The organism is Luteibacter yeojuensis (assembly GCF_011742875.1).
GTDB classification, from domain to species: domain Bacteria; phylum Pseudomonadota; class Gammaproteobacteria; order Xanthomonadales; family Rhodanobacteraceae; genus Luteibacter; species Luteibacter yeojuensis.
In genome coordinates, this window is record NZ_JAAQTL010000001.1 from 1,008,044 (window position 1) to 1,023,835 (window position 15,792).

Annotated in this window: 4 protein-coding genes; 1 reads left to right on the top strand and 3 read right to left on the bottom strand. The window is 66.4% G+C overall.

What is annotated here, in order from left to right; translation table 11 throughout:
* Positions 1-115: 115 nt before the first annotated feature.
* Together HBF32_RS04460 and HBF32_RS04465 are read right to left on the bottom strand one after the other, a co-directional pair.
* Positions 116-10,978, bottom strand: coding sequence for an autotransporter-associated beta strand repeat-containing protein (locus tag HBF32_RS04460; RefSeq protein ID WP_166698412.1), 10,863 nt, complete (start codon positions 10,976-10,978; stop codon positions 116-118).
* Between the two features lie 424 nt (positions 10,979-11,402).
* Positions 11,403-13,610 (bottom strand): prolyl oligopeptidase family serine peptidase, encoded by a 2,208-nt coding sequence (locus HBF32_RS04465; RefSeq protein WP_166698413.1) that lies wholly within the window; start codon positions 13,608-13,610, stop codon positions 11,403-11,405.
* 206 nt (positions 13,611-13,816) lie between these two features.
* Here HBF32_RS04465 and HBF32_RS04470 point away from each other — a divergent pair, with 206 nt between their 5' ends.
* Complete coding sequence (locus HBF32_RS04470) at positions 13,817-14,377, top strand: DUF924 family protein (protein WP_166698414.1); 561 nt, start codon at positions 13,817-13,819, stop codon at positions 14,375-14,377.
* Positions 14,378-14,463: 86 nt separating this feature from the next.
* Here HBF32_RS04470 and HBF32_RS04475 read toward each other — a convergent pair whose 3' ends face one another.
* On the bottom strand, positions 14,464-15,771 hold the full coding sequence (locus HBF32_RS04475) for a cytochrome b (RefSeq protein WP_166698415.1): 1,308 nt from the start codon (positions 15,769-15,771) through the stop codon (positions 14,464-14,466).
* Positions 15,772-15,792 lie beyond the last annotated feature (21 nt).

Genomic DNA, 15,792 nt, shown 5'->3' on the forward strand with positions numbered 1-15,792 from the left:
CTCTCTACAGGAGCCGCCATAGCGGCGAGAAGCCCCCGTAGCGATGAAGCGGCGAGGTGGTACCCCTCGCCGCTATGGCGGCTCCTGCAAAAACCGTTGTTCCCACACCGTTGCGTCACCAGCGCATGCGGAAGCCGACGGTGCCATTCAACGCGTGGCTGTCGCCGAAGTGGTCGAGCCCCGTGCTCGCCTGCACCTCGCCGTACACCGAGTAACGTCCACCCGCCCAGTCCAGCGTGCCACCCAGGCCGAAGCCTCCCCATGTGCCTTCGTTGCGCGTGCTGAAGTCGGTTCCGGCGACAGCCACGCGTGCCGCGTCCCTGGTGGTCCGGTACACGTTGGCGATCGCATAGACATGCGATGCCATCGGGCCCGACGCGCCCTGCCACGTGCGGTTGTAGTCGATCGCCAGGCCGCCGCGCGCCGTCAACGCCTTGCCCTCCTGCTGCGACACGCGTGCACCGAAGGCGTCGTTGAAACTGTCGAACTGCGCGCTGCCGTAGCTCAACTGGGCCTGCGGAATCGCCCACAGGTGGTCGCCCAGGCCGACGCGCTGGCCTACTTCGATGCCCGCGGTATAGCCGTAACCCTTGTTGCCGTCCTTGAGCGACTGGCCCAGCGTGTTCGAACGCAGGTCGGTATCGAAGCGCATCCCATGCACCTGGCCGTCCACGTAGAAGCCGTGGTCGCCGTACCAGGTCAGCGAGGCCCCGATGCCGTAGTCGTCGGTGCTGATGCGCCCCGTGCCATAAACCGAACGCACGTCGGCATGGTTGCGCCCGACCTCGAGGGTCGCGCCGGCGACGAGCTTGCCCGCTTCGCTCTCGCTCAGCGTGGTGTCGATGCCGGCTTCGGCCTTCCAGGTGGAGACATCGTAGTTCGTGCCGCTGGTGGAGGTTTCCGGCTTCAGCGTGCGGTCGCCGCCCTGCACACGCATCCAAAGGCCTTCGCCGGGTTTCATGTCGCCGAGGTCCTGGCCGCCGGACCACTGCCGGTGACCGGTGCGCTCGGCCAGCGTGTCCACCTTGTTGAGCTGCTGCAGCACGCCGGCATAGGCCTCGTACAGCGGCACGCCCGGCTGGTACAGCGGCTGCGCCGGACCGCCCGGATCGCCGGCGGCCGTGGTAAGCGCCGAGCGCAGGTACCAGTCGCCGTCGGGGTTGGCATCGGTGCCCTTGTACAGGCGGTATGCATACGCACCGGCCACCACGGCCTGCTCGCCCTGGAACACGTAATCGCCCTTCAGCGCGAACGTACCGTTGGACTGCCCCTGCACATCGATCAGCTTGATGCCGTTCGCGGTCTGCGCGCCCAGGCCGCCTTCGTTGGTGACTTGCACCGTGGTGTTGCCCGACGTGTTACCGGCGACCACCAGTGTGTCGGTGGCCGAGTCGTCGCCACCGAGGGCCGCGTCGAAATTCAGCGTACCGCCCTGGCCGACGTAATCGCCTGCGACGGCCAGCGTCGTACCCGGTGCGTTGCCGAGGTTCACGGTGCCCGCGTTGGTCATCGCGCCCACGTGCTGCGAGAAACCGTTCAGCTCCAGCGTGCCGCCGCCCTGCACCGTCAGCGCGGAAGCCGCATTGACGGCATCGGTCGCGGCAGTGATCAGCGTACCTGCCGCCACCGTGGTGCCGCCGGCATAGGTCGACGTACCGTCCAGGACCAGCGCGCCGGCGCCGGCCTTGGTGAGGCTGCCACTACCTTCGATACCCTTGGCGATCGTGAACGTGGTGCCGTCGTCGGTGTCGATGGTGGCATCGCCGCCCAGACCCACCGTGCGGTTGGTGAGGAAACTGCCCGTGGTATGCAGCGTACCGTCGTCGATCAGGAGACTGCCGACGGACAGGCCGAGGTTCGCATCGTTCGCCACCTGCAGCGTACCTGCATGCACGGTGGTACCGCCGCCGTACGTGTTGGATCCGCCGAGCACCAGCGTGCCGAGATCGTCCTTCACCAGCATGCCGCCGCTGAGGGGGGCATCGATGGTAGCCGTCATGGCCGCGCCTGCCGCCGTACCGTCGCCCACGCGGATCGTGGAGGCGCCACCCGCCAGGGCGATGGTGTCGCCCGTCACGTGGTAGCCATCGGCGAGGAACTGGATGCCGGATGCGGTGACCTGTCCGTTCGCGTCATCCACCGTCACGGTGCCGGCCGTTCCGCCGAACACGGCGAACGTACCGTTGGAGTACGGCGCGTTCAGCGAACCGGTGGCATCGGTCCAATAGTCATTGTCGGCAAGCCGCCAGTCGCCGGTGCCACCCGCGATCGCGCCATCGTTGGCGTGGCCCGGGCCATCCCAGAAGCTGAGCGTCAGGCCGTCCGTGTTCACAAGGTTCACCTGGTTGGCGAGCGAGGTCTGCACGTAGAGGTTCGTGGTCGGCGACGTGCCGACGTCGAGTCCGTTGTCGGTCAACGCACCGTCGTAGCTGAAGAGCCGGTACACGCCCGCACCGAACGCGCCGCCCGGCGCGCTCGTGACGTCGAGCGTGCCGTCCAGTGTCAGGTTGCCATGCACCACGGTGAGATCGTTGAGGGGGCCGCCCACCGTGCCGGCCTGACCCAGTTCGTAGTCGACCATCGCGTTCGGGGCGAGGGTGAGGTTGCCATTGATCGTCAGCGTGCCCACCGATGCGCCTGGGCTCAGCGTGCCGCCGTCGGCCACTGTCACATCGCCACCGACGATGCCCGTGCCGCCCAGCGTGCCGCCATTCATGACGCTGGTGGCGCCCGTGGCAGCCGACTGGTCGCCGCCGATCAGTAGCGTACCGCCCTGCACCGTCGTCGTACCGCTATAGCTGTTGCTCCCAGTGAGCACGGTGCTGCCACTGCCCGACTGCGTGACGCCGCCGGTACCGGATATCGCGCCGCCGAAGGTATAGGCGTCCGAACGGTCGAAAGCCAGCGTGCCGTTGTCGACGACGTTGCCGGCGATCGATCCGGTTGCGCCGCCCTCGCCGAGTTGCAACGTGCCACCCGAGATAGTGGTACCGCCCGTATAGGTATTGTCGCCGGCGAGCACCAGCGTGCCGAGGTCCGACTTGGTCAGGCCATTGATGCCGGTGAGCGTGGAGGCGATGGTCGCCGTCATGTCCGCGCCCGCGGTAGTGCCATCGCCGACACGGATGATCGGCGAGCCGGCGAGGTTGATGTCGTCGCCTTCCACGCGATAGCCGTCGGTGGCGAACTGCATGCCGGACGCATTGATGGCGCCCTGGCTGTCGTCGACAGTGACCGTGCCGGCGTTCGCGGCGAAGATGGCGAAGTTGTTGTCCGTGAAGGGGGCATTGACGCTGCCGTCCGCCAGGGTCCAGTTGTCGTTCCCGCTGTTGGCCTGCCACACACCGTCGCCACCCAGGATCTGACCGTCGCCGCGACCGCCATTGCCGTCCCAGAAGTTCACCGGCAAACCAGCAGTGTTCACCAGGTTCACCTGTTGCGCGATGGAGGTTTGCAGGAAGTAATCCGGCGAGGGCACCGAACCGACGTCGAGTCCATTGTTCGTCAGCGCGCCGGCGTAACCGACGATACGGTAGATGCCCGGGTCGAACGTGCCGCCCGAGGACACGTCGACATTGAGCGTGCCGTCGAGCGTGAGATCGCCATCGACCTGGACGAGATCGTTCAACGGACCACCGACGACGTTGGCCTGGCCGAGGTTGACGTTGAGGTTGGAGGTGTCGCTCATCGCCAGGCTGCCCTTGATCGTCAGCGTGCCGGGCGCACTGCCCACGTCGCCGGGGGCCAGCGTCGCGCCGTCCGCAAGCGACACGTCACCGCCGATCGTGCCCTTACCGCCCAACGTGCCACCGTTGTCCACGGAGGTGATACCCGTGGCTGAGCTCTGGTCGCCATTGACGATCAGGCTGCCCGCACGCACTGCGGTGGTTCCCGAATAGGTGTTGTCGGCGCTCAGCACCGTGGTGCCCGTGCCCTGCTGCTCCAGTACGCCGGTACCAAGAATGAAGCCGCTCATGGCCAGCGTGTTCGAGCGATCGAAGACCAACGTGCCGTCGTTTTCCACTTCGCCCTGGATGGAACCGGTGGTGCCGCCGTTGCCGAGCTGCAAGACGCCGGCACCGATAGTGGTACCGCCGGTGTACGCATTGTCCGCGGCGAGCACCAGCGCGCCACCGTCGATCTTGGTCAATGAACCCGCGCCGCCGATGCCACTGGTCAACGTGAGATCGTTCACCGTATCGAACGTGCCGCCGCCACCGCCCAGCGTCACACCGCGGGCCGACGTGATCGTGCCGCTATTGCGCAACGTACCGCCATTCAACACCACCGCGCCGGCCGCATTGCCGAGGTTGGCATCGCTGGTGATGTTGATGCCGCCGTCATTGATGATGGTGCCACCGGCATAGGTGTTGGTACCCGACAGGTACAGCAGGCCCGCGCCGGTCTTGGTGAGCGAACCGGCGCCGCCGATGGCGCCGCTGGCGATCATGGGACGGGTCGCTTCGATCGTGGCGCCACCCTGGTTGATGGTGATGGCGCGTCCCGTGACGAAATTGTTGACGGTCCTCAGCGTACCGCCGTCGAAGCTGAGCCCCGCAGCGAGATTGCCGAGGGCGTTGTTGTTCAAGGCCTGGAGCACACCGCCGTTGATCGCGGTGCCGCCGGTATAGGTGTTGTTGCCCGTGAGCACCAGCGTGCCGCGATCCTCCTTGACCAGGCTGCCGCCGCCGGCCAGCTCCGAGCCGATGGTCGCCGACATGGCCGCGCCCGCGGCCGTGCCGTCGCCCACACGGATCACGTCCTGTCCGGCGGCGAGGGTGAGCGCATCGCCCGTGACGGTATAGCCATTCACGGCGAACTGCATGCCGGAACTGTCGACCGCACCCAGCGTGTCGTCCACCGTCACCGTGCCCGGCGTGCCCATGAAGATGGCGAACTGGCCGTCGGCGTACGGCGCGTTGTACTGGCCGGTCTGGTCGGTCCAGTTGTCGTTGCCGCTGTTGTTCTGCCAGACGCCGGTGCCGCCGTCGACGGTGCTGTTGCCGTGGCCGCTCGGCCCATCCCAGAAATTCAGCGCGAGGCCGTCGCTGTTGAGCAGGTTCACCTGGTGCGCCACGGAGGTCTGCACCTGGTAGGTGCCCGACGGTGTGCTGCCGAGAGTGAGACCCTGGTCGTCGAGCGCACCGTCGTAGCTGACGATGCGATACAGACCGGGCCCAAAGCTGCCGCCCGGCGTGGCGGACACGTTGAGCGTGCCGTCCAGCAAAAGATCGCCGTGCACGACGGTGAGGTCGTTGAGGGGGCCGCCCACCACGTCGGGCTGGCCGAACTGGTAATTCATCGTCGCGCCGGCATCCAGCGCGAGACTGCCGTTGACGGTGAGCGTGCCCGCTGCGCCGGCGTCGCCAGGGTTGAACGTGCCACCGTTCGCCAAGGTCACGTCGCCGCCGAGGGTGCCCGCGCCGCCGAGGGTGCCGCCATTCTGCACCGTCGTCGCGCCGGTCGCGGCGGACTGGTCGCCGTCGATCAGCAAGGTGCCAGCCTGCACCGCCGTCGCGCCCTTGTAGCTGTTGGCGCCCGTGAGCACCGTCGTGCCGGTGCCGGACTGCGTGACGCCGCCCGTGCCGGAGACCAGACCGCCGAATGTGTAGACATCCGAACGGTCGAACGCCAGCGTGCCATTGTCCGCCACGTCGCCCACGATGGAACCGTTGGCGCCACCATTACCCAGCTGCAGCGTACCCGCGTCGATCCTGGTACCGCCGGTATACGTATTGGTGGCGGTCAGCACCGTCGTGCCGGTGCCGGATTGCGCCACATCGCCCGCGCCGGAAATACTGCCGTCCAGCGTCATCGTGTCGGAGCGGTTGAAGCCGAGCGTACCGGCGGTATCGACGATGATGATCGGGCTCGCGATGGAACCCGTCGTCCCGCCGTCGCCCAACTGCAGCAGGCCCTCGTTCACCACCGTGTTGCCGGTATACGTGTTGGTGCCGGTGAGCAGCCAGGTACCCGTGCCGTTCTTGCCCAGCGTGGTGATACCCCCCGAGTCGATGATGGTGCCGCCCATCGTGTTGTTGCCGGTGTTCGTGCCGCCCAGGCCCAGCGTACGATTGCCGTTCCCGGCATAGGCCGCCGAACCGGTATTGCTGAAGTCGATCGCTCCCGTGCCGGAGGATTCGATCACGCTGCTTCCAAGCGACAGCGTGAACAGGCGGTCGGTGGTATCGCCGGCGCCGGTGTAGCGCAGCGTGGCGCCGTTGCCGATCACGAGGTTGCTGGCGGCACCGGACGAAGCACCGAGACTGCTCGCCTGGCCACCGTTATTGAGGTGATCCACGCCGAGCACGCCGCCCGAGATCGTCGTGACGCCGGTGTAAGTGCTGCCGGCATTGCGCAGGATCCACGTTCCGGTGCCGGTCTTGCTGACGGCGGTCTTGCCGGTGCCGTTGTCGTCGATCCGCAGCGCGAGGCTGTTGTCGTCGGTGCTGGTGCCGGTGAGCGTGACGGTCTGCGCCGAGTTGGTCCCACCGCCGAGCGCGATCGCCCCGGTATTGGTGAACTGCACCGCTCCCGTACCGGAGGCATCCAGTGCGCTGGCACCCGCGCCCAGCGTGAACAGGCGATCGGTGCTGCTGCCGGCACCGACGTATTGCAGCGTGCCGCCGGCGAGCACCAGGTTGTCGGCGGCATTGCCCGAGGAACCGATGGAGCTGGCCGTGCCGCCATCGGCGAGGACATCCACCTGGAGCGTTCCGCCATTGACGGTCGTGGTGCCGGTATACGTGCTTGCGGCATTCGACAGGTGCTCGATGGCGGCGCCGTTCTTGACGAGGTTGCCGGCACCGACGATCGTGCCGGCGTACGTGCCGCTGGCCGCGTTGCTGCCCGTGGTGACCGTGAGCGTGGTCGTGTCGAGGGCGCCCAGATCCACGATGCCGCCGCTCGCACCGCCGGACAGATAGCTGACCGTGGTGTCGAAATCGTCGAGATTCAGCCGCAGTCCCGCGGTATTGTTGTCCAGCAGCATGTAGCCGGAACCGAAAGCATTGGTCGTTCCCGCGACCAGGGTGCCCCCGCGGACGTAGGTGCCGTTCGTATTGGCGTTGCCGCCGCTCAGGACCAGCGTGCCCGCGCCGGACTTCTGCAACTGCTGCGAACCCACGATCGGCCCGCCGATACCCAGCGTGGTGGCGGCATTGCTGACATTGATGCCGGCGATGCCGGTGAGCTGGATGCCGCGGTCGATATCGACGCTCGTGCCCGTATACGTCAACGTGCCGGCGATCGAGAGATTGGACGGCAGGTTGCTGGAGGCGCCGACACCGCTGGCCTGGCCGCCATTCGCGAGGCAGTCCGTGATGAGGTTGCCGCCCGAGATCGTGGTCGGACCCGTATAGCTGTTGCCACAGCCGTTCATAGCCTGCGTGCGGCCGCTGCCGATCACCAGGCCACCCGCGCCGCTGATGCTACCCGTGAACGTTCCGTTGCCGTTGATCGTCAGCTGGCTACCGGAGCCCAGCGTCACGTTGCCCGCGCCGTTCAACCCTCCGATGCCAAGCTGGAAGGTCGCGGCGTCCAGCGTGCCGCCGGCATTGACGGTCATCGGGCCGGTGCCGAAGGCCTGGTTGGAACCCGCCCGCAGGATGCCGGCCGTGACGGTGCTGCCACCGGTGTAATTGTTCGCGCCGCTGAGCACCAGCGTGCCTGCGCCATCCTTGTACAGATTGCCCACGCCGGTCACCGTACCGCTGTCGGTCAGCGTGGTACCCGCATTGTCGACGTCGACATGACCGATACCGCCCGCAAGCGTGAAGCCGCGATCGGTCGTCGTATCGGCGCCGGTGTACTCCAGGCCGCCACCGGTTTGCAGGATCAGGCTGGAAGGCGCGCTGCTGCCTGCGCCGATACCGCTGGGCTGGCCCCCATTGGACAGCGCGCCGGTGGATAGCAGGCCATTGATGACCGTGACCGGTCCAACGAAATCGTTGCCGGCATTGGATAACGTCAGCGTGCCGGTGCCGGTCTTGGTGAAGCCGGCATCGTCGGGGCTGGTGACCACGCCGCCGAAGGTCAGGTTGGTGGTGCCATCCACCTGGATCGTCCGCGACGGGCCGCCGTTCACCAGGGTGAAGCCACGGTCCGTGCTGGCCGTGGCGCCGGTATAGCGCAGTGTGCCGTTCTCGAGCACCAGGTTGGACGACGCGTTGCTCGATGCACCGATTGCGCTGGCCGCGCCGCCATTGGCGACGGAATTGAACGTCAGCGTGCTGCCGCTCACCGTGGTCGCACCGGTATAGGTATTGGCGCCGTTGAGCGCCACGGCACCCGTCCCCTGCCCGCCTACGGCGAAGCTGGTGGCACCGCCGTTGTCCACCACGGTCGAGTTGACGACGAGGGTGCCGGTACTGTTCTGCAGCACGCCGAGCGGGCTGCCGCCTGCACCGCCGGTCAAGGAGCCCCCGGTGATCGTACGCGTGCCGCCGGCGGCGGAAGGCGCCACGATGATGCTGCCGTCGACGCTCAACGTGTTGCCCGCGCCCACGGCCACGGTCGAGTTGGAGGACGTGGTGTATTTCAGGCCGCCCAGCGCGACACTGCCGTTCACCGTGCCGAAGTATGGTGTGTTGGCATTGCCGCCCTCGTCGCTGACGATATCGCCGTCCAGCCACTGGCCGGCATCGTCCTTGTTCTGGTAGGCGGTGAAGGCGGTCACGACACCGCCGGTCACCTGGGCATAGTCCGTGCCGTTTACCGTGGCCCAGCCGCCGAGCGCGCCGTCGGCATGCGTCGTGGTGATGGTGGTGCCGGCGTTGAAGCCGAAATCGAGGAGGCCGCCGCTGCGATTGATCGCGCCCAGCGAAATTCCCAGGCCGCCCGCGCCCGCGGTGGCACTGATGCGATTGTTGCCCGCCGTGACGTTGAGGCCATTGAATGCCTGCGTGTTGGCGCCCGTGGCACCCTTGATGGAAAGCGTGCCACCGTTCAGGTTGAGCGCGGAACTGCTGCTGACGATATTGCTCGCAGGCGCACCCGTGGCGGAGAAATCGAGTGCCAGCGTACCGCCGCCGATGGTGGTGGCGCCGGTGTAGGTATTGGCACCCGAGAGCGTCTGCGTGCTTGCACCGAGCTTGGTGAGGCTGCCGGCGCCGCCGATGCTGCCGGCGTACGATGTGCTGCCCGTGGTGGCGCTGAGGGTGAGCGAGCCGGCCCCCAGGTCCACGTTGCCGCCGGTACCGGCCAGCGAAGGCACGAGGATGGACTGGTCGTTGATGTCGAGCGTGCCGCCGTTGACGACGAGGCCCTTCGATGCACCAAACGCATTGGCACTGCCTGCCGTCAACGTACCGCCCTGCACGGTGGTGAGGCCGGCGTAGGTATTGTTGCCACCCAGCACCCAGTTCCCGGAGCCCTTCGCCACCAGGTTGCCGGTACCGCTGATGGCGCCCGCATAGTTATTGGTGCCGGCATACGTGCCGTCCAGCGTGAGCGTGGCGCCTGGGTTCATGACGGCCTCGCCGGTGAACGACAGACCGCCCGAGCCGTCGTTGGCGAGGGTACTGGCACCGGTAATGCTGTAGATGCGGTTGGTGGACGTCGTGCCGCCCGTGTAGCGCAGCGTGCCGTTCTGCAGGACGATGTTGCCGCCCGTGCCGACACCGAGGGAGCTGGCCGTGCCGCCATCGGCGAGCACGGGTGCGTACACGGTGATATTGGTGATGTAGTTCGGACCGCTGTACGTGTTGGCGCCGCCGAGCGTGATGGCATGTCCGGCCGTGCCGGTATAGGTGACCGGGCGAGCCGAGGTGGGGGCGCTGATGACACCCGTCACTTCCATGTCGGCCGCGGCGGCAGAGAAGCTATGCCCGGATGCACTGCTGCCGCTCAGCAGGATGTCGCCACTCAGCCTCAGTGTGCCGCTGCCGTTGTTGACGAGGGCCGTGCCGCCGCTGGAGGTATTGCCGAAGGTGAATCCGCGATCGGAGGTGTCGCCGGTACCGCCATAGTTCAAGGTGCCGCCGAGCCCGCCGCCGGCATTCACCACCACGGTACCGTTGCTCACCGTGGTCGGCGCACCCAGCGAGCTGGTCTCGCCCAGGTTGCCGATGGACGTGAAGCCGTAGTTGCCGCCGCTGTAGAACAAGGTCTGGCCGGTGTAGTCGCTGGCTGCGTTACGCAGCGTGACGCCGCTGCTGGCTTCCAGGTTGCCGGTGCCCGTGAACCGTGCGTAGCCGACACCGGTGCCCGCGATGAAGCCGGCGGCCCCGCCGAGCGTGACGACGCGGCTGGTGGCCAGGGGCGCGGTAGCGGTGAGGCTCGTCTTGTTGGTGGTCGCGTCGCCGGTCAGGGTGACGCCGTTGGACGCATTGCCGAGGGCCGCGTCGCTGCCGACGTTCAAACCGCCGCCATTGACAACGATGCCGCCGCTGAAGGTGTTCGTTCCGCCCAGCGTCAGGATGCCGGGCGCCGCTTTCACGAGCCCGGCGTTACCGGCGATGTTCGAGTTGATCGTGGCGGAACCGGAAATCGTGGGCGTGGTGCCGGCCAGGGTGAGCGTACCGCCGGTCAGCGTGTAATTGAGCGCGCTGAAGGTCAGGTTGTTGGCCGTGATGCCCCCCGACAGCGTGACCACGCCTCCGGTGCCGGCGAAGACGGCGTTGTCGAGGGCGGCATTGTTCCATGCCGTGAAGGGGCCGGCGACACCGTCGTTCGCGGCGTTCCAGAACGGCGACGAAGTGTCCCACGTGCCCGTCCCGCCGCTGCCGTTCGTGCCGCCATTGACGTCCCAGTAACGATCGGCGGAAAGCGCCGGCGCGGCGTACAGCGCCGCCAGGCCCATGACTACGCCGAGACGGAGCGTCCATGCGCCTCGCGGCGTATCCGCAAGCGACGACCGCTCGTCCAGCATCGTGGCGGCGGCACGCCCACGCCCTTTGCCATGCTTACCGGTGAGTTCGGAAGCCACAACCCACGCGCCCAATGCCTTGGACCACACGATGCGGAATACGCGGTTCATCACTTTCCCCTGTCGGACACACGCGGATCCCGCGCACGACACCTGCGCGCGGGAGGAATGGATGGCAATGGGGGGAGCCGGCTAATGCCAGCGTGCGGGTACCGATGGATGCACTGCGACGACTTTGCATCTGACCCTTACGGCTCCCTGGTCGGGGCTTGCACGTTTTCGGCAAGCGCCCGGTAACGCGGCCCGCCGTAAGGCAGGTCGAGCGTCATTTGGACGTGGAGACGTCCCCCTGTAGGCAATCATCATACAAATAAGCGATCGCTCAGGATGGCTTGGTGAACGAAACAGTGTCGTCCGTCACAGAACGGAAACAACCCGCAGCATATGTATCGACCAGCACTTGCGCGCCTCCTTTTTTTTCCAGCAACCGCGCGCCTCCTGCCGGAGCCGTCGTGTCGCGAGACCGATGACTGACTCAACGATGGGTGGGTGCCGGTAGTTCCGCATCCAGGAAGGCGAAAATATCGGCCCACTGGGCGGCTTCCGCGCCGAGCGAGGATTGGATCCCGTGACCACCGTTGGCGTCGGTGCGAATCCATGCGGGTCTGCCGCTCGTGTCCGCCGCACGCAGCTTCGCCACGAACTTGCCGGTCTGCCACGGCACCACGCGACCGTCGTTGAGGCCGACGAGGAACAGCATCGCGGGATAGGCGGTGTGCGGCTTGATCTGCTGGTAGGGATCCATGGCAAGGATCGCGGGGAAATCGGCAGCCTTGCGCGGATCGCCCATCTCGCCGATCTGGTTGGCGCCATTGGGCGCGTGCATCAGGCGAACGGGATTGAGCACCGGCACGAGGATGATCGCCGCCCCGAACTTCTGCGGATAAGCGGTGACCGCACCGCCGACGAGGAGGCCGCCGGCGCTGCCCGACACGAGCGCGGTGCGCTCGGGACGGCTGTAGCCGAGTTCGCTCAGGCGATCCACGGAGGCGACGAAATCCTCGACGCCCTTGTGCTTGTTGGCGCCCTTGCCCGCCAGGTGCCATGCCTCGCCTTTTTCGCCGCCACCACGCACGTGGGCATAGGCGAAGATATTTCCCTTCTTCACCCACTCCATCCGTACCGGCTTGAACGAAGGCTGTATCGTCAGGCCGTAGCTGCCATAGCCGAACACGATCGCGCGGTGGCTGCCATCGAGCTTCGCATCCCTGCGGTGGAGGATCGTGAGCGGGACCTTCGTGCCGTCCTTGCTGACCATCTCCGTTTCGGTCACCTCCACCATGCTGTAGTCGGCCGGGCTGGCCTCGTCCTGGCCGAGGCTCTTCATCCCGTGCGTCGCCGGATCGTAGCGCCAGGACTTGGGCGGCGCCGTCCAGCCGCGCAGTTCCAGCAGGAAGCCTTCTTCCCTGTCGTTCGCGCGAAGGAGTGACGCGGTACCGGCCACCGGCATGGCTACGGTCTCGGACTTGCCGGTGCGGTAGTCGATGCGACGCACGCCATCGATGCCGTTGACGGACACCTTCAGGTAGAGCGCGTCGCGAGCCGGTGCCAGGGTCTGCGCGTCGTTGAGGGTCAGGCCGACGATGATCTCGTCGTCCTTCAGCGCGAGGACCGGCTTCGCATCGCGCAGCGACACGTCCGACCTCGAAAGGTCGAGCGAAAGCAACTGGCCGTTCGAGTGTCCCCGGCTGGAAATGAGGTAGAGCGTGTCGCCATGGATGGCGGCATCGGTGATCTTGTCGTCCGGCCTCGCGATGCAGTTCCACTTCGCGGACGGCTCGATGGCCTTCGCGGCCGGAGCCACGCAGAACGTGCTTTCAAGCTGCGCGCCGTTGGCGATGCCGAGGGCCCAGCGCGACCCCGCGGGGAAATCGATCACCGGAAAGCGGTTGCTTGGGATCGGGAACGACGCGTTCGCGCCGGCACCCGAGCCGGCGCGAAGCAGCATCGGGTCATGCGACGACGGCGTACCGAGTTTGTGCAGGCGCAGGCGCATGTCCTGCAACGGATCGCCACCCGTGCGCTCGCCCGGCGGAGCCATCTGCGTATAGGTGAATCCCGAACCGTCCGGCAGCCAGTGCGCCTCGAACTCGCCCCACACCGTCTCGACGCTGTCGCCCGAGGGCTTGCCGGTCGCGACGTCGAGCACGTCCACGCGGGTCAGTTCGTTACCGCCGTGGTCGATGTTGACCGCCACCTTGCTCCCATCGGGCGACAAGGCGTAATTGGTCACGGAGGGTGTACCGCCGCCGCCCTTCCATGTCGACGGGTCGAGCAGCACGCGCTCCTTGCCATCCGCTTCCCGCAGCATCAGGGTGCCGGTGCCCTTCGCCGCCTGGCGAATGAAGAGCATGCGGCCGCCGGCCACCCGCTGCATGCGATGAATGACCGCCGTGAGACTGCTGGCCTTCAGCGTCTTCTGCCAGTCGTCGAGCGTCGGCAAGGCATCGAGCTTCGCGCGTGTGTATTCGCCTTCGGCACCGAGCCAGCGCTCGAACTCCGCGTTCTTTTCGCCTTCCATCCACCGGTAAGGATCGTGGACCGTCACGCCGAACAATTGTTCGGTGACGTCGGCGCTACGCGGAGGGGGTGGTGCCGTCTGCGGGGCCGCGGCGGCGATCGACGCTCCGGCCGCGCTGGCGATAAGGACGAAACCGGCGAATCTCCAGGGCAACAGGCGCATGACTGAATCCTTCTGGTCGCGTTGTGCGGGGCCTGCAATCGTCGCGCCCCTGGCCAGTCAACGACGCTACCACCATCCATCGCCTCATGTGAGTGCCTTCTTTCACGTCGAATGTGGATATGTCATCGCATGGACCGCAGCGGGGTACGTCGGACTTCGCGAGCGCTGTATGATGACGCATCCTGTCGACCGTACTGGATGCCGAGATGCCGCCATCGCCTCTCCCCCTGCCCGAAACACCGGAGCGCGTACTTCGATTCTGGCGAGATGCCGGCTACGACCGTTGGTTTTCGAGCGATCCGGCCTTCGACAACGTGTTCCGCGACCACTTCATGGGCGCACACATGGCGGCCGCGCGCGGTGAGCTCGATGCGTGGCTCGAGACGGCCGACGGATGCCTCGCGTTGCTGATCCTGCTCGACCAGTTCCCACGCAACGCCTTTCGCGGCACCGCACACATGTATGCCACGGATCCCCTGGCGCGCTCCGTGGCCCGGTTGATGCGCGATCGCGGTTTCGACCAGGCCTTCGACCAGGAGATGCGGGCTTTCTGTTACCTGCCGTTCGAGCATTCCGAAAACATGGCCGACCAGGATCTTTCGGTAACGCTGTTCGATGCCTTGGGCGGACCCTTCGCGCCTTACGCCCGGAAGCACTGGGAGATCGTCCAGCGTTTCGGGCGCTTCCCGCATCGCAATCGCGAGCTGGGACGTGCCATGACGCCGGAGGAACAGCGCTTCCTCGATGAAGGCGGATTCGCCGGCTAGCTTCCGGCCCGTCGTTCCCGCGAAGGCGGGAACCCGGCGACTCGCTCGTGCGCAGGACTAGGTCCCTGCCTCCCCAGTAACCACGGTTATTGCGGGGGTACTCGTTCGGGGACCGGGCGCGTCTTCTCGATGCCGAAGCGTGTGTACACCCAGAGAAACGCGAAGAAGCCGAAGTAGCCCAGGACCATCAGACGACCGAACGTGTTGTCCAGGACGGTGACGTCGGCATGCGGGAACCACGTTCCGAAGAGCTCCGCCGTCCCCCCCGCGCCGACGAGGCCCAGTCCGAGGAACGAGACCGCGAAGATCGCGAGCGCGACGCGGAAACCGCGGCCGCGATGGCGCACGGAGCGTACCGTGCCCCTGTCGATCCACGGAAGCGCGGGCAACAGAAGGATCGCGCCGAACATGGCCAGCATGCCCCACAGCGCCGTGCCGCCGAACGAGGGGATCATCCGAAGGATCGCGTAGAACGGGGTGAAGTACCAGCTGGGCCGGATGTGCGTCGGCGTGGCCAGGTTGTTCGCCGGAATGAAGTTGTCGTGCTCCAGGAACCATCCCCCGAACATCGGCGCGAAGAACACGATGAACGCGGCTGCCGTGAGGAAAGCCCCCACGACGAAAAAATCCTTCACCGTGTCGTAAGGATGGAAGGGCATGGCATCGGCCGGACCGTCCGCCGACCAACGGTTTCCTTTCGGGCCGTGCTTGATGTCGATACCTTCCGGGTTGTTCGAACCCACCTCGTGCAGCGCGAAGATGTGCAGGGTCACGAGGAGGATCAGCGCGAGCGGTATGGCGATGACGTGCAGCGCGAAGAACCGGTTGAGCGTGGCGTCGGCGGGAAGGTAGTCGCCCATCAGCCACTGCACCAGCGAGTCGCCGACATAGGGAATCGTGCCGAACAGCGAAATGATCACCTTGGCCGCCCAGAACGACATGTTGCCCCAGGGCAGCACGTAACCGAGGAAGGCCTCGGTCATCAGGCTCAGGAAGATCAGCGTTCCCAGGATCCAGACGATTTCGCGCGGCTTCTTGAAGGAGCCGTACATGATGCCGCGGAACATGTGCAGGTAGACCGATACGAAGAACAGCGAAGCGCCCGTGGAATGCATGTAGCGGATGAGCCAACCCCACGGCACGTCGCGCATGATGTACTCGACCGAATCGAAGGCGTCCTTCGCGCTGGTCTTGTAGTTCATGGCGAGGAAGATCCCGGTGAACAGCTGGTTGCCCAGCAGCACGAGGTTAAGGACGCCGAGGTAGTACCAGAGGTTGAGGTTCGTCGGCACCCAGTACTCGCTCATGTGCTTGCGATACAGGCGCTTCAGGCCCGGAGCCCGTTCGTCGAACCAGGCGGCGAGGCCCGCGGAAGGCTTTTCGGCGGTGGTCATGCTTGCGACCCTCCTTCTCAT

Bases quoted from the DNA above. Each gene is read 5' to 3' on its own strand.
- HBF32_RS04470 (WP_166698414.1), top strand. From the start codon at position 13,817: ATGCCGCCATCGCCTCTCCCCCTGCCCGAAACACCGGAGCGCGTACTT.
- HBF32_RS04475 (WP_166698415.1), bottom strand. From the start codon at position 15,771: ATGACCACCGCCGAAAAGCCTTCCGCGGGCCTCGCCGCCTGGTTCGAC.
- HBF32_RS04460 (WP_166698412.1), bottom strand. From the start codon at position 10,978: ATGAACCGCGTATTCCGCATCGTGTGGTCCAAGGCATTGGGCGCGTGG.
- HBF32_RS04465 (WP_166698413.1), bottom strand. From the start codon at position 13,610: ATGCGCCTGTTGCCCTGGAGATTCGCCGGTTTCGTCCTTATCGCCAGC.